This is a genomic window from Psychrobacter sp. SZ93C1 (assembly GCF_015864635.1).
Classification (GTDB): domain Bacteria; phylum Pseudomonadota; class Gammaproteobacteria; order Pseudomonadales; family Moraxellaceae; genus Psychrobacter; species Psychrobacter fozii.
The window spans coordinates 1-25,871 of the sequence record NZ_JADYWY010000013.1; the positions used below are offsets into that span (position 1 = coordinate 1).

General features: G+C 41.1%; 22 protein-coding genes, 2 tRNA genes and 1 pseudogene. 11 read left to right on the plus strand and 14 right to left on the minus strand.

Annotation, left to right across the window (positions count from 1 at the left end):
• The 8 genes from I6E83_RS13830 to I6E83_RS13865 all read left to right on the plus strand — a co-directional run.
• Positions 1–375: hypothetical protein (locus I6E83_RS13830; RefSeq protein ID WP_197102727.1), on the plus strand; the 375-nt coding region annotated here is incomplete at its 5' end.
• Positions 368–1,471: a polymorphic toxin type 44 domain-containing protein gene (locus I6E83_RS13835; protein ID WP_197102729.1), complete on the plus strand. Its 1,104-nt coding sequence runs from the start codon at positions 368–370 to the stop codon at positions 1,469–1,471. The genes I6E83_RS13830 and I6E83_RS13835, both read left to right, overlap by 8 nt.
• 47 nt (positions 1,472–1,518) lie before the next feature.
• Positions 1,519–1,950 carry a hypothetical protein gene (locus I6E83_RS13840; RefSeq protein ID WP_197102738.1) on the plus strand — a complete coding sequence of 144 codons (432 nt, stop codon included), beginning with the start codon at positions 1,519–1,521 and terminating at the stop codon, positions 1,948–1,950.
• Between the two features lie 292 nt (positions 1,951–2,242).
• On the plus strand, positions 2,243–2,704 hold the full coding sequence (locus I6E83_RS14795; protein WP_227680964.1) for an IS630 transposase-related protein: 462 nt from the start codon (positions 2,243–2,245) through the stop codon (positions 2,702–2,704).
• 160 nt (positions 2,705–2,864) lie between these two features.
• Positions 2,865–3,743 (plus strand): DUF6708 domain-containing protein, encoded by an 879-nt coding sequence (locus tag I6E83_RS14945; protein WP_197102740.1) that lies wholly within the window; start codon positions 2,865–2,867, stop codon positions 3,741–3,743.
• 55 nt (positions 3,744–3,798) lie between these two features.
• Positions 3,799–3,978, plus strand: coding sequence for a hypothetical protein (locus tag I6E83_RS13855; RefSeq protein WP_197102742.1), 180 nt, complete (start codon positions 3,799–3,801; stop codon positions 3,976–3,978).
• A gap of 165 nt (positions 3,979–4,143) precedes the next feature.
• Complete coding sequence (locus I6E83_RS13860; protein ID WP_197102744.1) at positions 4,144–5,340, plus strand: DUF6708 domain-containing protein; 1,197 nt, start codon at positions 4,144–4,146, stop codon at positions 5,338–5,340.
• A gap of 701 nt (positions 5,341–6,041) precedes the next feature.
• Positions 6,042–6,461, plus strand: a complete 420-nt coding sequence (locus tag I6E83_RS13865) for a hypothetical protein (RefSeq protein WP_197102746.1) — start codon at positions 6,042–6,044, stop codon at positions 6,459–6,461.
• 361 nt (positions 6,462–6,822) lie between these two features.
• On the opposite strand, the gene I6E83_RS13870 is transcribed toward I6E83_RS13865, so the two are convergent.
• The 7 genes from I6E83_RS13870 to I6E83_RS13895 all read right to left on the minus strand — a co-directional run bounded on the left by I6E83_RS13870 (position 6,823) and on the right by I6E83_RS13895 (position 14,839).
• Positions 6,823–6,909: transfer RNA gene (locus I6E83_RS13870), tRNA-Leu, on the minus strand.
• A 124-nt stretch (positions 6,910–7,033) separates the two neighbouring features.
• Positions 7,034–7,107, minus strand: a tRNA-Cys gene (locus I6E83_RS13875).
• Positions 7,108–7,295: 188 nt separating this feature from the next.
• Positions 7,296–7,430, minus strand: coding sequence for a putative transporter small subunit (locus I6E83_RS14800; RefSeq protein ID WP_220034714.1), 135 nt, complete (start codon positions 7,428–7,430; stop codon positions 7,296–7,298).
• A 108-nt stretch (positions 7,431–7,538) separates the two neighbouring features.
• Entirely contained in the window at positions 7,539–9,179 is a 1,641-nt protein-coding gene (locus tag I6E83_RS13880; RefSeq protein WP_197102836.1) for a sodium:solute symporter family protein, read from the minus strand.
• A 949-nt stretch (positions 9,180–10,128) separates the two neighbouring features.
• The gene (locus I6E83_RS13885; protein WP_413787071.1) at positions 10,129–11,070 is read right to left on the minus strand and encodes a formate dehydrogenase accessory sulfurtransferase FdhD; all 942 of its coding nucleotides are present in this window, start codon (positions 11,068–11,070) and stop codon (positions 10,129–10,131) included.
• 112 nt (positions 11,071–11,182) lie between these two features.
• The gene (locus I6E83_RS13890) at positions 11,183–13,531 is read right to left on the minus strand and encodes an FdhF/YdeP family oxidoreductase (RefSeq protein ID WP_197102748.1); all 2,349 of its coding nucleotides are present in this window, start codon (positions 13,529–13,531) and stop codon (positions 11,183–11,185) included.
• A gap of 417 nt (positions 13,532–13,948) precedes the next feature.
• Positions 13,949–14,839, minus strand: coding sequence for a LysR family transcriptional regulator (locus I6E83_RS13895; protein WP_197102751.1), 891 nt, complete (start codon positions 14,837–14,839; stop codon positions 13,949–13,951).
• Positions 14,840–14,986: 147 nt separating this feature from the next.
• On the opposite strand from I6E83_RS13895, the gene I6E83_RS13900 reads away from it, so the two are divergent.
• Positions 14,987–15,595 (plus strand): LysE family translocator, encoded by a 609-nt coding sequence (locus tag I6E83_RS13900; protein WP_194197086.1) that lies wholly within the window; start codon positions 14,987–14,989, stop codon positions 15,593–15,595.
• Between the two features lie 253 nt (positions 15,596–15,848).
• On the plus strand, positions 15,849–16,244 hold the full coding sequence (locus I6E83_RS13905; RefSeq protein WP_197102753.1) for a VOC family protein: 396 nt from the start codon (positions 15,849–15,851) through the stop codon (positions 16,242–16,244).
• A gap of 27 nt (positions 16,245–16,271) precedes the next feature.
• On the opposite strand, the pseudogene I6E83_RS13910 reads toward I6E83_RS13905, so the two are convergent.
• From I6E83_RS13910 to I6E83_RS13930, 5 genes and pseudogenes are all read right to left on the minus strand, one after another.
• Positions 16,272–16,418: pseudogene (locus I6E83_RS13910) on the minus strand (IS5/IS1182 family transposase); the annotation flags it as partial.
• Positions 16,419–16,551: 133 nt separating this feature from the next.
• Positions 16,552–17,346 (minus strand): ABC transporter ATP-binding protein, encoded by a 795-nt coding sequence (locus I6E83_RS13915; RefSeq protein ID WP_110922506.1) that lies wholly within the window; start codon positions 17,344–17,346, stop codon positions 16,552–16,554.
• 31 nt (positions 17,347–17,377) lie between these two features.
• Positions 17,378–18,277: an ABC transporter permease gene (locus tag I6E83_RS13920; RefSeq protein ID WP_194197089.1), complete on the minus strand. Its 900-nt coding sequence runs from the start codon at positions 18,275–18,277 to the stop codon at positions 17,378–17,380.
• 356 nt (positions 18,278–18,633) lie between these two features.
• Positions 18,634–19,671, minus strand: coding sequence for an ABC transporter substrate-binding protein (locus I6E83_RS13925; protein ID WP_197102755.1), 1,038 nt, complete (start codon positions 19,669–19,671; stop codon positions 18,634–18,636).
• 181 nt (positions 19,672–19,852) lie between these two features.
• Positions 19,853–20,899, minus strand: a complete 1,047-nt coding sequence (locus I6E83_RS13930) for an ABC transporter substrate-binding protein (protein WP_194197091.1) — start codon at positions 20,897–20,899, stop codon at positions 19,853–19,855.
• Between the two features lie 530 nt (positions 20,900–21,429).
• On the opposite strand from I6E83_RS13930, the gene I6E83_RS13935 reads away from it, so the two are divergent.
• Positions 21,430–21,837 (plus strand): hypothetical protein, encoded by a 408-nt coding sequence (locus I6E83_RS13935; protein WP_197102757.1) that lies wholly within the window; start codon positions 21,430–21,432, stop codon positions 21,835–21,837.
• Positions 21,838–21,925: 88 nt separating this feature from the next.
• Here the strand turns inward: I6E83_RS13935 and metG are convergent, their stop codons facing one another.
• Positions 21,926–24,031 carry a methionine--tRNA ligase gene (metG, locus tag I6E83_RS13940; RefSeq protein WP_197102768.1) on the minus strand — a complete coding sequence of 702 codons (2,106 nt, stop codon included), beginning with the start codon at positions 24,029–24,031 and terminating at the stop codon, positions 21,926–21,928.
• Between the two features lie 311 nt (positions 24,032–24,342).
• Positions 24,343–25,758, minus strand: a complete 1,416-nt coding sequence (locus tag I6E83_RS13945; protein ID WP_197102770.1) for a GntP family permease — start codon at positions 25,756–25,758, stop codon at positions 24,343–24,345.
• Between the last annotated feature and the right edge of the window lie 113 nt (positions 25,759–25,871).

Sequence of the window (25,871 nt, forward strand, 5' to 3'; positions counted from 1 at the left end):
GCGCCTGATACGCTGACCCTAAAAGCGGCAGGCAGTGGTATTGAGATATCAGGTGGCAATGTGACGTTTATCACGCCTGCTCAAGTGGGCTATAAGGCTAGTAAGGTGGATCGGGGCAGTGGGGGTAGGAGTATTGCCAAAGCTATTGTTCTTAGACAGGCAAAGATAATAGAAGGCGAGAAGTTTTATTTGAAATATGAGATTAAAGATAAGCAAGGTAATATTCTTAGAAACCGTGACTATATTGCCTATAACCATACGACTGAGGAAATGATAACAGGTAAGACAGATAATTTAGGCTATACCGAGCAGTTTATTACTGAAGAACCAGAAAATATTGAAATACATGTTGTAGAGGGACAAGACAATGGCTAAGAAAACAGGATATATTCATTTACATGTCAGTAGTAGCACACAAATTCTATCAAAAAGTCAGTATCAAATTGACATTAATAACGCTGGTATCACTTCCAAGGTACCATTGATAGGATCTATCGAAAAATTGGGAAATAAAACGATTAGTTTTCAATACGAGGATACTAAAATTAGCATTGGCGATATGCTTATAACTTACCAAGTAGTTGCTGGCTCTAATACCAAGCTTGTTTTAGCTCAAGGCGTACTAAAGGCTACCGACAAAAAAAGTATTGACTTACTAAGTAGAGACTTTAATTCAATTTATGTTAAATCAACAAAAGCTATGACCCAATCAAACAAAGAGATGGAACGGCAGATACGTATAGCCGCTTGTAACCACGCAGATGGCGCTATTCAAGTAGCTCAATATATTGTTGATGAGATACAGACTAACGTTAATTCTCCAGTTGCACATAGAATGAGATATCACTTAACAGGTGAAATCTCTAACCAACTTGAAAGGATCTTTAATAAAGCTGACGCATCAATTACACAAATATCTAAACAGACAGGACACCCTATAGCAGGTGCAAATCATAGAAGTAGATCTAAAATTACTGCCGCTGAGCTATGGATTGGAAAAGTAAATACAAACAAACCTTGGGATCATAAGAATAAAATTCGAGAAAAATTTAAACATGTAGCTGTTTATCGTCCTTTACCGCCTCCAAAATCTACATGGTCTGAAACGTGGTATCACAAATACAGAGGACACGATTATTTTCTCGATATATGGTCAAACATTCATTACGGGTATGTAGGAAGATCTGTTGGCTTTACAAAGGATCAGCTGATGATGGGGTCAGGTATACAGCAAGTAACTAAAGATACTAAAGATACTATAATAAAATTATTGAAATTTCATTTTAGAGACGCATTCAAAGGATCAGGAGATACAATTGATGATGAAACTGGAATGCTAATAGGTATTGAACTATTTGAAGCCTACTCACTAAGCCGTGATATTACAGCCACAAAAATCTTAAACCAAATTACATCTAAACCAGACGATAGTTTCCCAAACTCGAAAGTCAAACATTATTGTTTTAGATAATAAATATCCTAAATTAATTACCAGCGACATTATTTTGGAATCTTAGTATGAAATATTTGAAATATTTGTTAGTTATTATTTTATGCCTAGCTGTTATCTCATGGCTCTATTCTTACTTGATTAGTCCAACTGTAAAATTAGTTAATAATACCAATGAGGTCATAAGAATAGCTAAAATTGAGTTTGAAAACAGTAAGATAGAGCCTGAATATGATGACATAAAAAAATCTTTTCTCAGTTACGTATCTCTTAAGCCAAATGCTAGTTACTCATATGATGTTAGTATGAAGTCTATACTATCTGAGAAGGTTATGAGAATGGATACGTCATATGAAGAAGAAGGGTTTGGTGTGGGAAAACGTTTTACGATAGGTCGGAATGGTTTCTGTAAATATACAATATATATTTATGATGGCTATGCCGATATTCAAAATAGCAAAATAAACTTATGTTATAAAAAATTATATTTAGTAGAGTGAAATAATTTATTATATCTATATTTATTTTAAATAACTTCTCAGATAAACAATAAAATTCCATTTTTAAAAATCAACTATTACTGTTTTATAGGATTAGTAGAGAATTAAATGGTGTAGGGTAATCTAGCGCCATTGAAATTCTAATATAACTTTTTCTAATTATGGTTTTTTGTATAATTTATCTATTATATATTCTAAGTACTGGAATAAATACTATTAACTATAAAGACTATAGTATAGATTTTATAAAAGTGGTACAGCGGTTTTAAAATAAGCGAAAAGTCAAAAAATTATGACTTATTCAGCAGACTTTCGATCGCAAGTGATTAAAAGTGTTGAAGAGCAAGACATGAGTATCAGACAAGCTTTTGCATTCTATGACATTAGCAAGGCCACGCTACAGAACTGGCTCAAAGATCCTAGTATCAAACTAACTGACATCAGCAATCAGACATCACTCATAGGTAAAGACAATACCGTCCAGCAGCACACCCGCAACCATCACTACCAGTATGATGCCATGGGTCGCCTAACTCAGCATAAACTAGCAGGGTCAAACACTAGCATTATCGAACAATTTGCCTTTGACCCAGCAGGGAACCGAGTATCGACTCATAGCAGTAGAGTAGAGGATACTAATAAACAAGCTCAAACAGCGAAGCACAAATCTCAAGGTCGTCCAGCAGAACTTATCAGCCAAGGTAAGCGCGTGCGTTATACTTATGACAGTGATGGAATAGTCATTCCACTATAAAAGTATTACAGCGTTAACCTCGCTTGCAGTATCACATATACATCTACGCTCGGTTGCCTTGTACTATTTTTAAATTGAATCGACTATATCAATAAAAATAACGATGAAAAATTCATCCAAACGCATGACGATGCTTTAACAAAGACGGCGGAGTAAAACGATGATCGACATAATAGGCCGCGGAAAAAACGGAACCTACGACACCTTAGGTAAAGCCTATAAAGTAGATAACTTACAACATGAGCTGCGCCCATATCAAAAGCTTGACTATCCACTACGGCCTCAGCGTACTGTTGTACAGTTTAATAGCACCTATATGGAGCTGGTAGACATGTGGGACTCTATCCGTGGCGAGATTGTTTGGAGTCAATTATTTATTTTATCAGTTTTATTATTTGGCATCGGTATTTTTTTCTTAGTATTAGGGATGATTTTTGATAAGGATGGTATAAGTCTATACTTTGTTGTATTTATACTTCTCACCTCAATGCTTTTTGCTCTTTTCTATGTTGTATTAAGACGTCTTAGCAGAGAGCTATTTACCTACACCTATTTCCCCATTCGTTTTAATCGTAAAGAGGGCAAAGTCTATGTCATGGGTGCCAATAAAAAAGTAGAAACCTATGACTGGGGTAGTCTAAAGATACAAATGCAGACCGATGCCAATGCACCATGGGATATCCGCTGCTGCGACGTAGACGATAAGGGTATTATCCAACGCACTTTTAGTCTGCCTTTTCGATACGACAGAGTATATAAGGTCTTATATGGCCATTTTGAGTTTGTTAATCGCTATATGTCTGCCAAAGATGATAGCGAGCTCGCTGAGGTAGCCAGTAGCATTCGTCATATCTTTCCCGTCCATCAACGTAAAGAAACCTTTAAAGAAAGTGCGCAACGTTCTTTATTTGAATATCATCAAGATTTCTATGATATGGAATATCCAGAAGACACTTTAAAGTTAGACTGGACGTTTATGATTAATATTCCTTTTTGGTTTTTAAAGCTATTGGGACGTCGNGATAGAAGTTCAGTGTGATGTAGATCCCAACGATAAATTTGACTTAAATAAAAACCCGCCGATACCAGCGCTCATGGAGCCTGCCACCTTGTTAGAAAAAGTGTTTTATGTCGTAATGATGGTAGTTGCAACGCTTGCTTCTTTATCGATACTCGCCATTATTATTGATATCATCGGTGCCGCGCGACCACATGGTGATTATCCCAGCTTCTTTAAAATACTGTGGGATTTGCTGTTATTTCGGTGGATTTAGATATCTGAAGACATCAGAGCTGTGCGATGGTAGAAACAATGGGGATGTCTATATAGACGAGGATCAATGCCTGGAACGTACTCTCAAGCTTGGTCACTTGAGCATACATTAGAGCAATTTGATCGTGCTGTGGTAGGTGATGATATCGATCTACAGGATAGTTAAATGATAGATATTAACGGTAGAAACCCCTTTACCAAACTTAGTTATAAAGAAATCAATCAAAAATTCGGTGGTGATTTTGGTGTGGGTTTAGGCGGACGAGTTCAAGAAATTAAGGACTTCAAATGGCTAGATAAAGCACACAGTTATGACGTACCATTTTATCCGCAGCGCACCGTCGTACAGTTTAATTCAACTTATATGGAGCTAACAGGTCGTCAGGATAGAATACGAGGTGATGTCACGTTTGGCAGTTTATTTTTTTTAGGACTAATATCAGGTGTCATCTATTTAGGTTTTATCATACTGTATGACGAGTTCCTAACAGGCTCTTTTTTATTAGGGATATTGGCTAGTGCCATAACGTTAGCCTTTATAGTTGTTTTTATTTATTTACTGGCTTTACTCTCAACGGAGCTATTCAGCTATACCTATCTTCCCATTAGCTTTAATCGAAAAACACGCAAGGTTTATGTTCGCCAAGCCAATCGCCAAGTACAAGTTTTTGATTGGGATGACCTAAAATTCTATATGGCCACTACCTACAAAGACGGTGGTGATGTGCGTGGTATTACTTTAGCTGATGATGGCGTCACTATTACGGGGATGTTTAGCTTACCGTTTGTTAATAGTTTAGGGGCAGATAGACATGATGAAGGTACATTGCTAGGACATTTCGAGTTTGTTCGTAGATATATGGAAGACAATGATAAGCAATTTAAAGAAGTTAAAAGCGCTGTTCGCTATGTTCATCCTGTACATGAAAAGAGAGAAACTCCATTAGTGTCTTTGCAAAGAGTTAAGCTAGGCTATCATGCTAGTCACGTTAATCAAGAGAATCCAAATACATTTAGACTTGTATTAGCAGAATACCTACTAATACCTTTTGCTTGGTTACGTTACCTGGGACGTTTATTATCTATCAACACCAGCATCACCCCTAAGTTTAGCCCTGAGATTGAAGCTGAATGTCAGATAGATCCTAACGATCCATATGACTTAAACAAAAACTTGCCCGAAGGCAATGTTGAAGATGCCAATCAACCCATTTGGAAAAAGCTAGTATTTAGTCTCGCGCTTATTTTATTCGGTATTATTATGTTGTTCGTTTTTGCATTTTTTATTGACATAATAGAGGCAATTAAGGGGTATGACACAGGGCTGGCATATACGCTACTGTATTGGTTTCATTTAGTGTGATTAAATTTTTTACTATGCATGTGACTGCTTAGATAAAAATAAGAAGGCTTTGAATGTAACTACGCAACGATTTTGCCACCCACATCAGTGAACTTAACAATCCTATAGAGCGTCCATACTCTCAGCCTATAGACAAGACGCTACTTAACGATAATGAAGATGATATCAGCTACCTTAATAGAGAAATTCATAATATAAACCCTGATTACCTTACCTTTTTTCCTGCTTATTTCTGGTATTTTTATTTTGCTATTGGATGGGTTTATTTTTCTTCTTTTATGTTTTCTGTCACTTTTATCTTCCTGTTCATATTAAATAAGGATTTCGTGTTATCTGGTTTTACTGTATCGTTCATAATACTGGGCATTTTTATGTTTATAGTATTTTGCACACCTTTAGTCCTAATCCTCTATCAATTCATTACCAAGAAACCGTTTCGCACCCAATACTACTTTTTAAAGCAGCAGCAAAAAATAGCTTACTACTACCGTCCGCTATGGAAAATCAGACAGCCTTATGAGCTGAAAATAGTAGACTAAAAGGACGTCCATCCAGACCTCCATCAAGACAAAGGCAATCGGGCGTATACACCCCTTAATCTTTATGTCGCTGATCCTGAGACAGGCGATATCACCCATCATCTAAAGTTAGAGGACTATAACGTCAATCCAAGAGTGCAATGGGCGTTTATTCGCACCTATATGGAAAGCCCGAGTGAAGCGCTATCGATAGATTCAAAGTTATGTCAGGCTTATCCTACTGATACTAGCAAATCATTATTTGCCTGTAGCGACATTATCTATCGAAGAGAGGGTTCTATAAATACGAAACATACTGGAGACACCGTTGTTGCCATGCTGGCTATAGGCTCACTTTATGCTTTAGGGAACTTATTTCACGGCAGTCATTATCAATGCGTCAAACGAGCGATTCTACATCCCGATGTGCAGAAGTTACTGACATGGGACGGTCAAGATAACCCGTATCCTATTCAACCAATTACACCAGAAGCGGAGAAGGCATTTCAAGGTAAAAACTGGCAAGTGAATATCAGATGGATAGTGGCGATCGCGATTAACGTTGGTTTATTTGCTTGGGCGGTAGTGGCTTATAATGCTTAGCTAGTAGTTATCTACTACAGTCCCTGATTTGAAGAGTAAATAATATAAGTAGGGGGGTTGTCTAGAAGACCCATGAAATCAATACTGATTTTAAGTAATGGACTCAAACTATAATTTAATAACTTTAAAATCGATACGGTATTGTTTGTATGAATGCTTACTGACTCTGCCATGCAAACACAAGACAATCTACTACTCGTAGCCTATGATATGTAAAGAAGCATGGTTTTCAAAAGATATAGATGAAATTCTTACTGAAGACCATCTAGGAAGTGGGCGTTTAAAGAAGAGATTTAGTTCAATAAGAAATATTAAAGCATAAGAAAAAGGCTTCCAATTGCTTGGAAGCCTTTTAATGTAATGGTACCCGGAGCCGGACTTGAACCGGCACGCTATTGCTAGCGAGGGATTTTAAATCCCTTGTGTCTACCAATTTCACCACCCGGGCAAAACTTGTTTTATCTAATATGTAAGCTAGCTGATAGACCATCTAGTTACTAGATAAGTGCTCGCTATTATAGTCAATTATGATAATAATGCAAGCTTAAATTAACGTAAAATTAATAAATAATTGGAGGCTGGAGTCGGAATCGAACCGGCGTTAACGGAGTTGCAGTCCGCTGCATGACCACTCTGCCATCCAGCCAATCAAGGTGGCCTATATTAGCAAAACTATAATAAATTACAAGTGATTTTTTCATTAAAAACAGGTTATTTACTACCTTATCTATAAATAACCCTAATTTAGAGTTATTTATACGATTAATAGGCTTTATAACGCTATCACCAAGCCAGTGCTCAGTGATGTTTTCTAAAAATAATGGCGATGAGACGCTAAACGATATCCTTGTTATCACGTTTTGCTTTTTTAATATCACGATAGGTTGCGGTGCAAATTAATATGAGCACCCCTAGCGTAATCACTGGCCAAATCAAAATATATGAGCCGTAGATAAAGACGTTATCCATACTATCTCCTTATAGTCTCTTTTAATAGTTATCGGATGATCAGTTTGATGACGCTATGACAAACTGACCAACCGTTGTTTACATCAAATAAACTTCAGTTAAGACAATTTAAATTTGTGGTGTATCAGGCTTATTATCGTAGTCACCCACACGCTGCTTAATTAAGTCAAAGTCAAAATGTTCGTTCCCCATCAGGCTGACTATCACACAGACGATAGTACTCGCACCGTAAGCGGTCAGTGAGGCCAGTAGAACCATGTATTGACGTAGGAAGCCAGTGGCAAAGATTAGCATCAGTACGAGCGTGATAGCAGCGGCTCCCATACCAATCTTACGACCTAAGAATCCAAAGACCATCAGGCCAATCACGACAGCGCCACCGACACTGGCGAGTATCTCGAAGAATAGGGCAGTGAAACCCGTAATTGGTAGTAATTCAAAGCGTACAACACAGAATAGAAGAAGTCCGATGATGACGGCTGAGGTGAAAGCAGTATTGGTGACGCGATTCCAGAAGACACTGGCAATGACAGGAAAGACGATCGCACCCCACAATGCGCCAACGAAGACTAGCATCACTAAAATATCGAGTTTGAAGCTGGCAAAAATTAATCCAGCTGCCGTCGCGACAATCATCGTGCCACGACCGACAAGCATCATGGTTTTTGGTTTAACATGACCTTTTTTGGCAATGTTTTTGCCGTAGACATCCGCCATCATAATCGTCGATAGCGCTGACAGATCTGAATCAGCAGTGGATGACAATGAACCAATCACTAAGATAAAGAATAATGCGATAAAGACAGGATGCAGGTAAGTGCTGACCATCTGTGGAATCAGGTTATTCATGTTGCCATCGAGTGGTTCGATACCGATGGTGACGGCCATCAATCCAATCATGCCTAAGCCAATGACAATGCCAGCGTAGCCGACGGTGGCTGTGACAAAGGTAGCCTTAATCTTGGTTTTATCAATCGCAAATAATCGTTGGGTAATGGTTTGGTTGCCGATCGCATAGGCCAATACCGCAACGAAATAGGGCGCGCCTTGCTGAAAGAATGCTTCAGAAGAAAAGAAGTTTTGTTGCTCCAATGTCAGATTTGACAGTCCTTCAACCATGACTTCAGGCCCACCCATGGCAAATAGTACCGCTGGGATAATGACAACACCAATGGCCATCAACGCGACTAGTTGCGCAAAGTCGGTAAACACGGATGCACGGAAGCCTGACGTCAACGTATAGCTCAATACCCCGATACCCGCGATCATCACACCGGTTTGGAACGATAATGGTGACAATACTGACACCAGTGCTCCAGCAGCAGTGAAGTTGACCATCAAGCTAATTAAGCTGCCCATAATATTAGATATTGCTAAAATTAATTGGCTTGATGAACCATGGCGGGCATGGATGAGCTCGCCTAACGTGTGACCATTGGGGGCCAGCTCACGAAAGCGCATACCAAAAGGATAGATGAATAGAATCATCAACGCGCCCCAGAAGCCATAATGTATCGGTCCTGACACGCCGTATTTATAGCCAGAGGTAGCAGCAGCATAAAATGAAGCAGCCCAAATCCAAGTGGCGGTCATACTGGCCGCGCCCATACCAAAGCCAACACCGTGGCCTGCGACCATAAACCCAGAAGTTGTTTCTTTGTCCTTTTTTATTAACAAAGAAAGCAGGTAAGTGCCACCATAAAAAGCTAGTAGTAATAAAATAATCGTTAATGATGAAAATTGGAACAATGACTCAGTTTTCAAACTTATACCTCGCAATTGTTTTAAGTAAATAAAGTTTATTAAAATTATCTATTCCAAACTATTGAGCATACGACATAGCCTAAAAAGCCCTCATACTGGATGTATGCGGCTAATGTAGACAGCAAAAATACCAACTGTAGTGTTGAGCAAGTACTAAGTGTCGTGCCGCTGTTTTATGACTCACATCGTGTTAAATCAAAATGACAGGGGCTACTCTCAATAGGCGTCAGTTCATGGATAAACCATGACGCTATTAATAGGCATACACAAAGGTAGCTGAGAGCTAAAGAAAGCTCATATGATGAGCGTCTATAGCAGAATTACGAATGAGCACTAAGCCATGAGGGCATGACCTGAGCTCGGTTTAGACAGCCTTATCAGCTGTAATAAGCAATAGTTAAGAGGTTTTTGCTCAACTATCGCATTGATGCATCACCTGTAATTCAAATACCAAATCCAATACTGTGTGAATAATCAGCACAGTGAACTTGGTATTAATAAATAAAACTACAGATCTGTTAAGTGTATGTAACATGTTCGTGAGGTCAGGGTAACCTATTATGTCGTCAACCTCAAATGTTATGCGAGATTAATAGAGTATTTTCTCAATTCAATTGCTTACCATCTAAATGGGCTAAAAGTAGCTAAATCTAGCCAAAACAACGTCAGAAATCTAGTTAATATCTCGATATTATCTGGGGTGTTTTTATCGTTTGACTGTAACTTATCTTATTTTTATTAATATCTTTAAAATATAGACACGGCTTACCTTGAGCGTCGGAACGCCCAAGGTAAGCCATCAATAGATAGTCTAGGTTTAGTGAAAGGGGTGGTATTGGGAGTTGTTACGAGAAGCTAATATGAGTAAATTTAAGATGATGCGTATTCATTAGTTCTAGGAATTAGCTTTTATCACAGAATACGTGATGATGGATCAAATGCCCGAGTAGTAGGTCACTCTATCGTTACGTAAGAAGCCTGCTAAGCCCAATCCATAACGCTCAGCGACACGTACCGCTGTACTGGTAGGCGCAGACATGCCAACCAGCCAAGGTATGCGACCACGGATAGATTTCTGTACCAGTTCAATTGATAGGCGTGAGGTCATTAGTACACAGTCGACATCGACCTTTTGACGCAGTTGCCAACCGATTAGTTTATCGAGGGCGTTATGACGTCCTACATCCTCAAATAGATATAACTGCTGCTGATGCATCGTTGCCGCAGCGTGTACGGCACCTGTCAGTTGGTGCGTGTGCTGTGTGGCATCGACTTGTTGTCGCATTTTTAATAAGTCGTCTAGACTCGGTGTTGCGGATTTTTTATTTGAGCCGTTTGATACATTATCTTGGGCGTAACTACTCAAATCAGGCAAAGCTTGTGCCAGTCCAGTGATACCGCACATGCCGCAACCTGTGCGCCCTGCGAGCTGACGTTTCTGTGCTTGGATACGTTGATGGCAGCGTTGGTTTAAGATCAGTTCCACGATATAAATATCATAGTCCTGTAGCTGTTGTAAGGTTTGCTCAAGGCTTTCTGCTTCAACATCTTCTGATTCCAGATCAGCTGATTCTTGAGTAAGGGGTTGGTAGCTTGCGGTATCGGTTAGTTGAGTGACATCCCAATCAAGCAATTCATGACTGTGTTGGATCAAGCCTTCGCTAAATAAAAACCCAACAGCTAAATACTCTAGCTGATGCGGGCTTGCCATCAGCACCGCATAGTGAATACCATTGATAATGATGGCAACCGCCGCCTCTACAGCGAGACTGGCTGGTTGGCGATCAATACGTACCTGAGAGGTATTGTCATCATTGTTGCTAGCGGATGAATAATAATGCTTTTCTGATAAATGGGTACGTACCAGTGGCGTCATCGATGTATTTACGCTTTCAAACACATTGCTTTCATGCTGCTGCTCACTGGTGTGCTCATGCTCTTTAACATAGGTTTCAGTTGTCATCATTTTACGATCTACTTCCCACTTACTATACTGGCTCAGCAATGCTTGCATTGACCCGTTGTAAGACAACCGTCGTTGATTTATACGCTGGTATGTGTGAATCGGGCGCATGCGTGTCTAAGTCAAATAAGTCATTACATTCAGGGTAATAGGCAGCAACGGCATTGGATGCAATATCCATTTCAGTCAATACCAGTGGCCCTAGTGTACGCGGCTGGCTGGTGCTATCTGAGTTGCCTTGTCGAGATACCATGACACTATCACCTGCGTGCCAGCCTAGGCGGCTGATTTCATCAGGATGCATCAATAAAACATCACGGCGATTGGTTTGACGATAGCGATCTTTATAGCCAAAAATCATCGTATTAAATTGGTCATGACTACGAACACTGGTCAATTGCCAAATCTTTTGTCCATCGTTTTGATCGTCATCAACGTTGCCATTTTTTCTCGCATTGTCTTCAAGAACTGATGTGGTTTCTGCCATTTGTGCGGCGACATAAGTAATTGGGTATTTGGGTACTTCGAACTGTGCCTTACCACTGTCAGTATTCCATATACGATGGCGAGCAGCATGATATAAATGAAAGCCACGTTCAGTAGTGCGAATGCGATGATTAAAATCTTCGAAGCCATTGATAGCTTGGGCAACATAGTCACGAACGATGTCAAAATCCTCGCTCATCGCTTGCCAAGGAATAGTAGAGTCAGGGCCAAGTACATGAGTGGCTATATCTGCCACAATCTGTGATTCAGACTTTAAGGTATCACTGACAGGTTTGAGCGTGCCTTGAGTGGGTACTACCTGACACATAGAGTCTTCAATGGTCGCAAATTGCTCCCCTTTAGCAGTCACGATGCGTTCAGTACGCCCTAAACATGGCAAGATTAGATTGTTTGCACCTGGGTACAACATGGTTTCATTTAACTTGGTACCTACAAATATATTAAGCTGCGTTGTCGTCAGAGCTTGTTCAATGGCACTGGTATCAGGCGCTGCCACAGCATAGTTGCCACCCATGCCCATGAATATTTTTAGTTTACCAGCGATAAGCGCTTTGGCCCCAGTAACCACGTCATATCCATGCTTTTGTGGCATAGGATGCTCAAAGACACGTTCCAGACTGTCTAGTAAGCTTTTGCTAGGACGTTCATGGATACCCATGGTGCGATCGCCCTGTACATTAGAGTGCCCACGAACAGGAGACGCGCCTGCTCCATCAATACCAATCATTCCCATTAATAATAATAGATTGGTAATCATCGCGACATTGTCATCGCCTTGCACATGCTGAGTGATACCCATACCCCATGTGCAAATCGTTGCAGGACTAGCAGCCACCAGTTCGGCGAGATTTATAATGTCTGTTTCTAGAATACCGCAACCAAGCTCGATATCTGCCCATGACTGCTCTGCCAACCACTGTTTTATTGGCTCAAAACCTGATGTATGAGTGGTAATGAAATCGTGGTTGATTTTATCGTTTTCAATCAGCCATTTGGCGATACCTGTCAATAACGCCGCATCGCCACCGATCTGAAGTTGAACCACTTCATCGACCATGTCATTGCTTTGGCCTGCTGCCATATGTGTGGGTTTTTGTGGGTTTCTAAATTTACTGAGACCTTGTTCGCGCATGGGATTGATAGAAATAATTCGACATCCTTGCTCGTGAGCATGGGCAAGCATCTCAAGCATCCGCGGATGATTGGTCGCTGGATTTTGTCCAAACATCAGGATAAGTTTGGCTTGCTCAAAATCTTCTAACTTGACCGTTGCTTTACCAATACCTAACTGCTTACCTAGCATGACCGAGGTTGGCTCGTGACACATGTTTGAGCAGTCAGGTAGGTTATTAGTACCGAAACAGCGTACGAACAGCTGATACATAAAGGCTGGCTCGTTGGTGACACGGCCTGAGGTGTAAAAGAGCGCCTCATCTGGCGAGCTCAGCTGTTTGAATTGTTCAGCGATACGTTGGTAAGCCATCTCCCAAGAGATCGCTACATAGCGGTCTTGTGCGGCATCATAATATAGCGGCTCTGATAAGCGGCCACTGTGCTCTAGCTCATAGCCTGTCCACCCTTGTAGTTCAGTGACGGTGTGTCGTGTAAAGAACTGGGCATCTGCTTTTTTGGTCATGGTTTCACTAGCGATGACCTTGATACCATTTTCACAGACATCGATGGCTTTGTGGGACTTGTGGTCAGGCCAAGCACAACCTGGGCAATCAAATCCGCCTTGAGGTTGGTTGCTTTTGAATACGCTGACACTGCCACGCAAAAAAGTTTGATAGTCCATCAGTTTACGAGTAGAGGAAAACAGCGCAGGCCAACCAGCAGCAGGGTGGGAGTAGACAGGAATTTTGCGCATGACAAACCTCATAGATAAATGGTGATGGATAAGTTGTTGTTATAGACGACAACTATATAATGATGAGCGAGAAATTTGTAGAATCAGTAACTATAGATAACAAAAAACCTTCGAGAAGATTGAGTGTTCTCAAAGGTTGATAAGTGACCTATGCTGTCAAATCTGTAGACATTCACTTGGGAGATTTTAGTTACGTAGCCTGACAATAAAAGTCAAACCACATCTGTCTTGGCGTTCTATAGCCTAAACCTATAAAGTGCGTAATACTGAGCAGCTTTTCGAAGAGGGTTGGATCTAATATAGTCAATTTTCTCAGAATATTAAGTCTCCGATAAAGTTGGGGCTGTTCATCTTACTCAATATATTTTTTTACTTATAACAAAATGCAAGTATTGTCGAAATATCACGATATAATTTCTATACGCACTGCAAAGTTTGCATAAACTGTATCTTGCTATTCAGCATCTCTTTTTTCAGCCAATTTTTAAACACCACCTTTCTCTCATCTTCGTAAAAAGGGTGATAAGACAATAAATGATAAGACGAGCTGTCTGCCATTGGAGGATGGATTAATTCTAAAAAGTGATGCGAAAGTTCTTTTTCCACCATAAATATTGAAACAATAGCGGTTCCCAAACCAGCTAAGCATCCCTCAATACATAAGTAAAAGTGCTCTAACACCATGGTCTCGTACGATAAAATCTCGCTACTCACTAACTTGGATTTATTTATGTGATGCCAAAAATTTGGTCGAGAAGAAGTCAGTAATAGGGTATTCGTTGGTTCAGTTCTAGGGTTGCGGACAGCGACTATGTATTCTTCAATAATTTTCTCATGAAATATATTTTGGTCCCATTCAAAATCATTTCTGCGCAAAGCAATATCAATAGATTTCCCTTGAAAGTCTACTGCTCCACCATCCGTTAGTAATACAATTTCAAACCCATAATTTAATGAATTAAATTCAGCCAAACGCGGTATCAACCATTTCATTGAAATAGTGGGCTCACAGGAGAGTACCAGTTGCTTTTTTCGATGATCTTGCCTCGTTAGATCCACAAGACAGTCATCTAATTTCGCAAAAATTTGCTGACAACAAGAAAAAAGTAGATTGCCATTGGCTGTGAGCACCAGTTTCTTATTGACTCGGTTAAACAAAGATACACCTAAAGCATCTTCCAAATTCTTAATCTGTTTACTCACTGCACTTTGTGTCACAAACAGTTTCTGAGAAGCAAGCGTCACACTATTATGCTCTGCAACGTAGTAAAAGAACCTTAATGAATTCAACGATATTTTTTCTATCATGCCAAAAACTCATAGATGATGATGTAATAAACTCAATTTTAGTTTATCTGTAAATGTAGGAGAATGCACTTAAATTAATAATATGAAAAGACTAATATAAAGATAAAACTCTTTATACATTGGTATTTTCTTTATAGAGTTCATTAAATGACAGAATTTTTTACCGTTATTATGATTACCATTCTTGCTGTGATTAGTCCTGGGGCTGATTTCGCTATTGTTACTAAGAATAGCTACCTATACGGGCGTTCAGTCGGTGTGCTAACGTCTATTGGTATAGCGCTAGGTGTCTTAGTACACGTGACTTATACGTTAGTAGCTGTTGCGATTGTCATGAAGCTTGCGCCAAATTTTTTGACAATTGTAAAATATCTTGGTGCACTTTATCTTATTTATATTGGTTATAAGACATTCACACAAAAGCCTGTACATGACGTCGGCGCTTCTGCGCGCATCAGTTCCGGACAAGCATTGCGCTATGGCTTTTTTACCAATGCTTTGAATCCCAAAACTACATTGTTTGTCATTAGCACGTATACGCAGATTGTTAGCGCCAGTACTCCAAAGTCTATTTTAATCGGTTATGGCTTGTTTATGTCTGTGGCTCACTTCATATGGTTCGCCTTGGTGGCTTTATTGTTCTCTCAACGGACGCTACGAGAAAAAATGCTACAGCAGCAAGTCGCAATCAATCGTGTCATTGGTTTTATATTAGGTCTATTAGGTGTGTTCTTGCTCTTTGCAAACTTAAACTAAAGGAATTAAATATGAATAAAGTTACCTTTATCGATATGGAAATTAATGTAAGCATTGCGGCTGATAGGTATTAAAAGCTTTTGCGCAAAGTAGAGAAGTGTCTCTATTATGCTTATTTATTTTTAAATCACCTAGGGTGTGTCATCGATTAGATTATGAGGCTTAAAATAAGAAAAATTGTAGATAAATAATGTATTAATGTGCTAATTGATAACACACCCTAACACTCTAATAACTTTAAGGTTGAACTTTCATGACGCTACAAATTGATCATATCTCACTATCGGTTGCCAACTTAAATAATGCTGAAAAATTTTACGATGCTATTATGCCTATTTTAGGTGCTAAGAAAGTAGAGGGTTCAGCCGAGGCTTTAAAATACGGCGTTCGGAACACGCCAGCTGCTCATCATAATAGCTATCTGACTATCTTTGAGGCACAAGACTTCACTCGTAACCATGCTAACCATTGGTGTTTTCAAGTCGATAAGAGAGATAGAGTTGATTCCTTTCATGTTCAAGGCATTGCTAATGGTGGATATGACGCTGGGCAGCCAGGACTTCGAGCTGAGTATCATGAGGGTTATTATGCCGCTTTTCTAATCGACCCTTCAGGGAACAAGATTGAAGTCGTTTGTCATTCTTTATAAAATTTATATAATGACTATGATGATTAAAAATAAGGAGGGTAGATCACGCCAAGGATAGCCGACACGCATACGATACAGTACGCCTTCGACCGTTTGTCTAAGATTCCCTGTGTCATAGATATTAAGCTCTAGTAATATAGACCTTAGTCTTGTCCAGTGTTGCTCTTTGAGCAAGGCATAGCAAACGACGTCTTTTTTGTGTGAGAACTTAAAAATTACTCGTTTGCTATTTTTTTGCTCATAATGTTCAATACGCCCATTTAACAGGCGTTTTTTATTTAGCATTCAAATGCAGCTGTTTTGCAGATTAGCTCAAAATCAAGCTATCATCTTCGACTTTTTCGCCGCGCGTTTGCTCAAACATATCGAGCAAATCATGTACAGTCATGCCTTTACGAGCATCACCAGCGACGTCTAGTACGACTTGGCCTTGATGCAACATAACGGTACGTGTGCCATGTGCCAGTGCTTGTTGCATCGAGTGCGTGACCATCATCGTGGTCAGCTTATTGTCCGTTACAATCTTATCGGTCAATTCTAAAACGAAAGCCGCCGTTTTGGGATCAAGTGCCGCTGTATGCTCATCTAGTAATAGAATTTTAGACGGTTGCAATGATGCCATTAGTAGACTGACGGCTTGTCGTTGACCACCAGACAATAGTCCCATACGGTCAGTTAGGCGATTCTCTAGTCCAAGCTTTAGGACTGAGAGTTTCTCTCTAAACAAGTCTCGGTTATTTGGGTTTAGCGCAAAGCTCAAACCACGTTTGCCGCCGCGCTTATAAGCAAGCGCCATGTTCTCTTCGATGGTGAGCGCTTCACAAGTTCCTGCCATTGGGTCTTGAAACACACGAGCCACCCAATGAGCACGTTGATGCGCAGTCTTTTTGGTGACATCAATACCGTTTAACAGGATTGAGCCACTATCGACGCGCGTGGTGCCACTGACGGCGTTTAGAAAGGTCGATTTACCAGCACCGTTGGTACCGATGACAGTCACAAACTCACCATCTGCTATGTTTAAGTTGATACCGCGTAGTGCAGGGTTTTCAATGGGCGTTCCAGGATTAAAGGTCAACCGCAAATCTGTAGCTTGCATCATAATAATTATTCCTTATGGTTGCACATTGACATTAAGCTCGAACTTTACGACTTAAAAATTTATTTTTAGCTTTTGGCAATACCAAGGCAAATACGACGAGTAGCGCTGTAATCAAGTTCAAATCCTGCGGGCCAAAGCCAATACTACGCAGCGTATCACTCGATAGGGCGACCTGAATAAATAGCTTGTACAGCACGGCACCGACGACCACGGCAAAAGTAATCAGCCAAATGCGCTTAGCAGGAATGATGGTTTCACCGATGATGACCGCTGCTAGACCAATGACAATCGTACCGATACCGATCGAGATATCTGCACCGCCTTGAGTCTGAACGAACAATGCACCCGCTAAAGCGATTAAGCCGTTAGACACTGCCATACCAACGATGGTCATCCATGAGGTATTAATACCTTGCGCTTGTGCCATACGTAAATTAGAGCCAGTCGCACGCATCGAAAGACCAGTCTCGGTACTATAGAACCAGTTTAAAAACAGCATGGCAAGTATCACAACCATACCAATAATCAAACAGCGCATCCAATAGCCATTACCATCGGTCACCAAGGTGCTAAACACCGTGGTTTCGCCCAATAGCGGTAAGTTTGGCGCGCCCATAATACGTAAATTGATAGAATATAGGGCAACCATCACTAAGATACTGGCAAGTAATTGCAGTATGCCAAGTTTGACATGCAACCATGCAGTAACGATACCAGCGACGGAGCCTGCTAGCATACCAAAGGCACAGGCCAACCATGGGTTGATACCAGCGATGATGGATATACCAGCGACTGCGCCACCTAGCGGAAAGCTGCCGTCAGCGGTCAAGTCGGGAAAGTCGAGCGTACGAAATGAAATCAGCACGCCAAGTGCAACAAGGCCATAAATTAGACCGCTTTCAAGCGCACCAAAAAAAGCAATTAAGGACATAAGATATTAGTCGGTTATCATCAAGCGTTTAGCGATTATTATCACAAGCAAAAAGTAGCAAAGGTATGAAGCATGCTGCCTATAAGCCTATATAACCCAAACGGCTAAGCGGTGAATTTAACAGATTAAGCAATCTGCGGTTAGGGTAAACCAAAACATCTTCCTATGAGGAATGAGCATAAAATACCTTGGTTCGAAATTCGGTTTTAATGCTTATATCACATTAAAAATAACCCAGCTCATATACCAGTAGCTGGGTCATTTTTATACTGAAATAATAGCAGTAAATATAAGCAACAATCTATTATTAAACTATCTATATAGTCGTTTAACGTGATGCTTACATTCAGAGGGCGCTATTCTACCACTTCTTTTGCTTTATCGATAACTGCTTGTGGCAATGTGATGCCTTCAGCTGTGGCGTTTTTCGGACTGACATACAAATCAAGTGCTTGTGGTGTATAAACAGGGATATCGCCTGCTTTTTCACCATTTAAAATACGCACGACAATTTTACCTGTTTCGCGGCCAAGTGCATAATAGTCAACGCCCAATGCAGCAATGGCACCGCGTGCAACAGAACTGGTGTCTGAAGCAATCAGCGGGATTTTGCTTTCTTTAGCGACTTGGAACAGTGACTCGTAAGCAGATACCACGTTGTTATCGGTTGATGTGTAAATCATATCGACTTTACCTTCGAGGCTACGTGCAGCCATTGCTATGTCGGTACTGCGCTGGGCAGGGGCTTCATGTACAGTGATGCCCATTGGTGTCAGTTTTTCTTTTAGGTTTTTTAGGATGATGGTAGAGTTCACCTCACCTGGGCTATAAACATAACCTACGTTTTTTAAGCTTGGAATAATTTGGCGCATTAAGGCAATTTGTGGCTCATAAGGAAGCGCATCAGAACCGCCAGTTACATTGGTGCCAGAGCCATCAAGCTTTGATACCAATTTGGCTTCTACTGGGTCGGTCACCGCAGAGAATACCAAAGGAATAGTGCTGGTAGCAGCCGCAACCGATTGTGCTGATGGCGTACCAATGGCAACGATAACATCTGAGTTGTCTGCAACAAATTGCTTGGCAATCTGTCCTGCAGTAGCAGTGTTACCCTGTGCGCTTTGGAAATTAACGGTTAAGTTTTCACCGTCTTTAAAGCCGGCCTCATTTAGCTCATCGATGACACCTTTGCGTACGTCATCAAGCGCTGGATGCTCAACAATAGCCGTAATAGCGACGTTTTTCATCTCTGTTGCGGCATCGCCAGTAGCGCTGTCAGTACTACCAGTATCTTGTGCTGATTGATTACAACCAGTCAATAGAGCGGTACAAACACCGCCTAATAATAGCGCCTTACTAAAATTGAAATGACCAAAACAATTTTGATACAACATGGGTCTCACTCCTGAAAATAATAATGTGTCCGTACATTATTTAATAAATAAAAATGATTGCTAGCGGTTCTTGTAGGGCATGTTATCAATTAGATTGTGAGGCTTAAAATTTAGCCATTTTAAGATCACTAAATGTATTAATGTGCTAATTGATAACACGCACCAGATAGGTAACGATTACTTATTTAGCACTCTTTGCTTCTTTGTCGACATTGATGGCATTTTTTAGCAGCTCATCGGTCAAGCTCACGCCTTGCTCAGCCGCATGTTTTGGACTGGCATATAAGGTTAAGGTATTCATGACTTCAGGTTTGATGGTATTGACGGCTTCGCCACTTAATACTCGATATACCATTTTTCCTGTGGTACGACCAAAGTCATAGTCATTGACACCAAGTGCTGCAGTAGCACCGCGTCTCACACTAAACTCGTCTGAGGCAATGACGGGAATATCAAGCTCATTGGCGGCACCTGCCATCGCTTCAAAGGCAGAAACGACATTGTTGTCTAAAGAGGTATAAATAATATCAGCACGACCAGATAAGCTACGCGTTGCCATAGCAACGTCCGTTGGGCGATTGGCAGTGACTTCTAATATTTTAAGGCCACGCGCGGGTGCGGCTTTTTTCAGTTGGTTGAGTACTGATACAGAGTTGACCTCACCTGGGCTATAGACGTAACCAATGGTCTTAGCATTAGGCGCAATTTTCTGAATGTTGTCTAATTGCGGCTCGATAGGCAACTCGCTAGATAAGCCTGTCACATTAGATTGGATAGGCACCGCATTTGCATCGATAAGCTTTGCCGCGACAGGATCTGAGATAGCGGTATAGATAACAGGAACCGTTTTGGTTGAAGCCACGATTGATTGGGCAGAGGGCGTTGAGATGGCCACGATGGCATCTGGGTTGTCTCCTGCGAACTGCTTGGCAATCTGACCCGCTGTCGCTGTGTTTCCTTGAGCGCTTTGGAAGTTAATGGTTAGGTTTTGGCCTTCGACATAACCGTTGTCAGCCAGCTCATCTATGATACCGCGGCGCATCTCATCTAACGAAGGGTGTTCGACAATTTGCGTGATGGCCAATGTTTTGGCGGGCTTGCTAGCATCAGCAGTAGCGCTGTCATCAGTTGCAGCAGTGTCTGTAGCGTTTGAGCAGCCGATCAGTCCGAGAGTGGCGCTGATAGCAGCACCGTATAGGCTTAAGCGTAAGGTAGAAGCAATAGTCATTATTAGGTTAACTCATAGGTTATATCAATCGTAAAAACCAAGTACATATCGTTAGATGTGTTCAGTCTATTTATAAGAGAGCTTACTCATCTTCGTTATGCTTGGGTTTTAAACATGATATTGGAAAATGCAGGTTAGCCGAGTCAATGCTATGTTGATGCCAAAATAGCAGGCTAACAATAAAGTAATCGTTCCATCGATCATTATGTTCATATTATGACAGTAATGTAAGTTATCGCAATAAAAAATTCAGTCGTGTTCGTCATCGGTGCTAATAAGGAGTAGGTTGGCTATCTTATTCAGTAAAGTCACCATCAAAAATCTTACAAGCTAGCAACGCATCTATTACGGACTGCCTTCATAATTAACGTAAGCTGATTTTTATAAGAGAATTTTCTAATACGAGAATGATAGTAAGTCCAAAATTCACATTACTATTACGCTGACGTGGCGAATATCGAACTCACTCTGGTCTCTACTTGATATTGTTTAAACGAATACTCTGCAAGCACCATTATGAAGGCAACATTATGAACACTGCTAATCTCAAACTATTAACCATCGCTGGCATCACTGCTACCTCATTGATTTGCTTACCTGCTATGGCAAAAAATGGTCATGGAAACGGGCACGGAAATGGACACGGAAATGGACACGGAAATGGCAAATCTGCTTATGTCCATAAAGGTAATAACCATCACAGTAAAGCCCGACCTAATATTAATGCTTATAGCAATGCTAGCCCTAACGCCTCATTCAAGCGTGATCTCGATAGATACGGTTACAGAGTAGTCGGCAAGATTGATAGAAGAGATTACGATCGTTCGGTCGTCTTAGACCGTTATGATAACCGCTACACTCGTATTCGCACGCCAGAAAATAATATTGTGACGGTGATTAGTGACACGTTGCAGATTATTAATATTTTGAATAGGTAATGCTTGGTTTTTATTCATTTAATAAATCAACCATAAAAAAAGATGCCACTAGGGCATCTTTTTTATTTTTTAACACTAAAAATAACCGTTAAGCTAAAACATCACCAACGACACAAGCATCCGGTAAGGTAACGACTGTTAAGCCCGTCTTTGGCTCACCAGTTGATAGCACCATGCCTTCTGAGATACCAAATTTCATCTTACGCGGTGCAAGGTTGGTCACACAAACGACCTTTTTATCAACCAATTGCTCAGGCTCATAAAACTTACGGATACCGCTGAACACGTTGCGTGGCTTGTCTTCACCAACATCTAACGTAAACTGTAAAAGCTTGTCCGCGCCTTCGACGTGGTTACAGGCTAAGACGTGCGCTACCTTCATCTCAACTTTAGCAAAGTCTTCGATACCAATATAGTCAGTTTTCTCAGCGTCTGCATTGGCTTCTGGTGCTGCATTTTTCGCTGCTGGCTTGCTGTTTGTGATGACAGCTGGTGCTGGCGCGTCTACTTGTGCGAGAGAGGCTTTTGAGTCTTCTACCATAGCTTCAATATCTTTTTCTTCGATACGCTGCATCAGTGGTTTGAACTTATTGATTTTATGTCCAAGCAACCACTGATTACGGCTAGCGAAATCTAAGCTGTCAATGTTTAAGAATTCTTTGGCATTATTGGTCAGCTCAGGTAATACTGGCGCAAGGTAGACCATCAATTGACGGAAAATATTAATCGCAACCGAGCAGACGTCTTGAACTTCTTGTTCAGTGCCTTCTTGTTTAGCAAGCGACCATGGTTTTTTCTCGTCAATATACTCATTGGCTTTGTCCGCACACTGCATGATTAGACGCATGGCACGTGAGAATTCGCGATTTTCATAGGCAGCAGCAATTTCATCACCCGTTTTGGTGATGTCTTCTAACAGTTCTGGCTCTGCACAAACTTCTGACAGCATGCCGTCGTATTTCTTAACCAAGAACCCAGCACTGCGACTGGCGATATTGACTACTTTTCCAACCAGATCAGAGTTGACCTTTTGCATAAAGTCTTCTAAATCTAGATTGATATCTTCGACTTTGTCAGACAGTTTACTGGCGAAGTAATAGCGCAGGTACTCAGGGTGTAAGTGCTCAGCGTAAGTTTCGGCCTTAATAAAGGTACCGCGTGACTTACTCATTTTTTCGCCATTGACCATCAAGAAGCCGTGGGCAAAGACGCCTGTTGGTGTGCGATACTCGCTGCCCGCAAGCATCGCCGGCCAAAACAACGCATGGAAGTAAACGATGTCTTTACCGATGAAGTGATAAACCTCGGTTTTATGCTCGTTTTCTTGTGCCCAATAGCGGTCAAAATCAAGCGCTTGCTCTGTACCTTCGCGCTTGTCGCATAGGTTTTTAAAACTTGCCATATAGCCGACTGGTGCATCTAGCCATACATAAAAGTATTTATCTGGCTCATCGCTTGGAGTATCTGGAATTTGAAAGCCAAAATAGGGCGCATCGCGTGAGATGTCCCAAGTCGCTAAGCCTGCCTCAAACCACTCTTGCAATTTATTGGCCACTGACGTTTGCAAACGGTTGTCACTGCGTGTCCAGTCTTTTAAGAATTGCTCAAACTCTGGCAAGTTGAAGAAATAATGCTTAGAGGTTTTGAGTACAGGCGTTGAACCAGACAGCGTAGACTGTGGATTTTTAAGTTCGGTAGCATTGTATGTGGTGCCGCATACTTCACAGTTATCACCATATTGGTCTGGGCTATCACATTCAGGGCAGGTGCCTTTGACAAATCGATCGGCTAAAAATAACTGCTTTTCAGGATCGAATAACTGCTCAACGTCTTTAGTGCTGATGTGTCCAGCGCTACTAAGACGACGATAAATAAGCTCAGAAAACTCTTTGTTTTCTTCTGAGTGAGTAGAGTGATAATTATCAAAATTAATCAAAAACTTAGAAAAATCAGCTTCATGTGATGCTTTCACTGACGCAATTTGTTCTTCTGGTGTCACGCCATTGGCTTCTGCTTTTAGCATGATGGCGGTACCGTGTGCATCATCTGCACAGACATAAGTGACCTGATGGCCTTGCGCTTTCATCGCACGTACCCAAATGTCTGTCTGAATATATTCTACAAGATGCCCCAAATGGATATAGCCATTGGCGTAGGGCAGCGCACTGGTTACTAGAATCTCACGCACTTTCATCACCTATATTTTTATATAAACGGGTTAGTTATCAAACGTCTTAAGCAGCTTATGGCTATTGGACGCGATGTTATCAATGCTAAAAACTTCCAAAAATAATGAAAATTTAAAAAGTGTGCCTATGATACCGTAATTCGGCTAAATTTGTGATATTCCTTGGTAATTACTTCTCATTCGTCAGGCATCTACTAACCATAAACAATAGGCTTGCATCGAATTTAGACGTTATCAACTGGCCATAAAAAACCCACCGAGTAATCTCTAAGTGGGTTTTTGATTAGGTACAGTTGTTTAGATTTTATTATTAAAAGTTAAAACGAACCAAACATAGTACCTAAAGTGATAACAGTGACGACCGCCACCAGTGGAATAGCCATTGTGACCATGGCAACGTTTAGATATGACTGCTTGTGGGTCAGACCACAAATCGCTAGTAAGGTAATAACCGCACCACTATGTGGCAAGGTATCCAAACCACCGGCTGCCATGACAGCGACTCGATGCATCAGCTCTGGATCGATACCAGCATTTACGGCCATTCTGAGATAGTCTTCACCCAAAGTGGATAGAGCAATACTCAAACCACCAGACGATGAACCGGTAATACCCGCCAGCGTAGTCATAGCGACCGCTTCTGAGATGAGTGGGTTTTCAGGGCTTAGGTTCAAGATGCTATCACGAATGATAAGGAAGCCTGCCAACGAGGCGATGACCGCACCATAGCCTACTTCCGATGCCGTGTTAAAAATCGGCAACATAGAGTCGTAAGTACCACGGTTAATGGTTTTTTGTAGATTGTTCCAATGTCCAATACGTAGCAAGATTAACACCACGCAAGCCACAACCAATGAGAGAATAATTGACCATAATCCGAGTGAGCCTGCGATATTTAAGTCAGGAAACTGCGCCTGTAGAGCGCTAAAGTCCATCGATGGAAAGATAGCGTACGTCAATACAGCGTTTAAACCGATGACCAATATTAATGGAATCATCGCAACGGTAAATGAGGTGTGATGCGTGTTTAATGCTTCAGTTTCTTTTGCAGTTGAACTGATACCGCCCACATCCTCTTCATCATGCTGACCATAGCCTTCACCCGCTGCATTGGCCTTTCTGGCTCGTGACTGCAACCACAACCAACCACCAATAAACATAACCAGACCACCGATAATACCCAAAATAGGCGCGGCAAATACGTTGGTATTGTAATAAGGAATTGGAATGGCGTTCTGAATGGCAGGCGTACCTGGCAATGCTGTCATCGTAAAGGTAAATGAGCCCAAAGCAATCGCTGCTGGTATCAAGCGCTTAGGAATATCGGCAGCTTTGAACAAGTCTTTGGCGATTGGATAAATAGCAAATGCCACGACGAATAATGACACACCGCCATAGGTCAAAATAGCACAAACTAAGATAACGGCTAAAATAGCCTTGCTAGCACCAAGCTTTTCGACCACGGTATTGGCAATTGCTGTTGCTGCACCAGAGTCTGCCATCAAACGCCCAAAGAGCGCGCCCAATAAGAAAATAGGGAAGAACTTAAGTAAAAATCCACTCAAAGCACCCATGAAGACATCGGTATAGGCGGGAATACTGCTTAAAAAGTCACCTGAAAGAAATACGGCTAATGTCGCCATAATTGGTGCTAAGATCAGCACAGAATAACCGCGATAAGCAAAGAACATGAGTAATAATAGAGTAATGACAATAGCAAGCGTACTAAACATGATGGCCCTCCTTGGCAAAAAAAATAAGGCAGCGAGTATGCCGTGCTTATCCATATAGGTCAATAAAATTAATCAAAACAGGTCTATTTCGTCTGTTTTATCAAACATAAATC

Coding starts and splice junctions, on each gene's coding strand:
- I6E83_RS13835 (WP_197102729.1), top strand. CDS start 368: ATGGCTAAGAAAACAGGATATATTCATTTACATGTCAGTAGTAGCACA.
- I6E83_RS13840 (WP_197102738.1), top strand. CDS start 1,519: ATGAAATATTTGAAATATTTGTTAGTTATTATTTTATGCCTAGCTGTT.
- I6E83_RS14795 (WP_227680964.1), top strand. CDS start 2,243: ATGACTTATTCAGCAGACTTTCGATCGCAAGTGATTAAAAGTGTTGAA.
- I6E83_RS13855 (WP_197102742.1), top strand. CDS start 3,799: ATGGAGCCTGCCACCTTGTTAGAAAAAGTGTTTTATGTCGTAATGATG.
- I6E83_RS13860 (WP_197102744.1), top strand. CDS start 4,144: ATGATAGATATTAACGGTAGAAACCCCTTTACCAAACTTAGTTATAAA.
- I6E83_RS13865 (WP_197102746.1), top strand. CDS start 6,042: ATGGAAAGCCCGAGTGAAGCGCTATCGATAGATTCAAAGTTATGTCAG.
- I6E83_RS14800 (WP_220034714.1), bottom strand. CDS start 7,430: ATGGATAACGTCTTTATCTACGGCTCATATATTTTGATTTGGCCAGTG.
- I6E83_RS13885 (WP_413787071.1), bottom strand. CDS start 11,070: ATGACGCCACTGGTACGTACCCATTTATCAGAAAAGCATTATTATTCA.
- I6E83_RS13890 (WP_197102748.1), bottom strand. CDS start 13,531: ATGCGCAAAATTCCTGTCTACTCCCACCCTGCTGCTGGTTGGCCTGCG.
- I6E83_RS13895 (WP_197102751.1), bottom strand. CDS start 14,839: ATGATAGAAAAAATATCGTTGAATTCATTAAGGTTCTTTTACTACGTT.
- I6E83_RS13900 (WP_194197086.1), top strand. CDS start 14,987: ATGACAGAATTTTTTACCGTTATTATGATTACCATTCTTGCTGTGATT.
- I6E83_RS13905 (WP_197102753.1), top strand. CDS start 15,849: ATGACGCTACAAATTGATCATATCTCACTATCGGTTGCCAACTTAAAT.
- I6E83_RS13915 (WP_110922506.1), bottom strand. CDS start 17,346: ATGATGCAAGCTACAGATTTGCGGTTGACCTTTAATCCTGGAACGCCC.
- I6E83_RS13920 (WP_194197089.1), bottom strand. CDS start 18,277: ATGTCCTTAATTGCTTTTTTTGGTGCGCTTGAAAGCGGTCTAATTTAT.
- I6E83_RS13925 (WP_197102755.1), bottom strand. CDS start 19,671: ATGTTGTATCAAAATTGTTTTGGTCATTTCAATTTTAGTAAGGCGCTA.
- I6E83_RS13930 (WP_194197091.1), bottom strand. CDS start 20,899: ATGACTATTGCTTCTACCTTACGCTTAAGCCTATACGGTGCTGCTATC.
- I6E83_RS13935 (WP_197102757.1), top strand. CDS start 21,430: ATGAACACTGCTAATCTCAAACTATTAACCATCGCTGGCATCACTGCT.
- metG (WP_197102768.1), bottom strand. CDS start 24,031: ATGAAAGTGCGTGAGATTCTAGTAACCAGTGCGCTGCCCTACGCCAAT.
- I6E83_RS13945 (WP_197102770.1), bottom strand. CDS start 25,758: ATGTTTAGTACGCTTGCTATTGTCATTACTCTATTATTACTCATGTTC.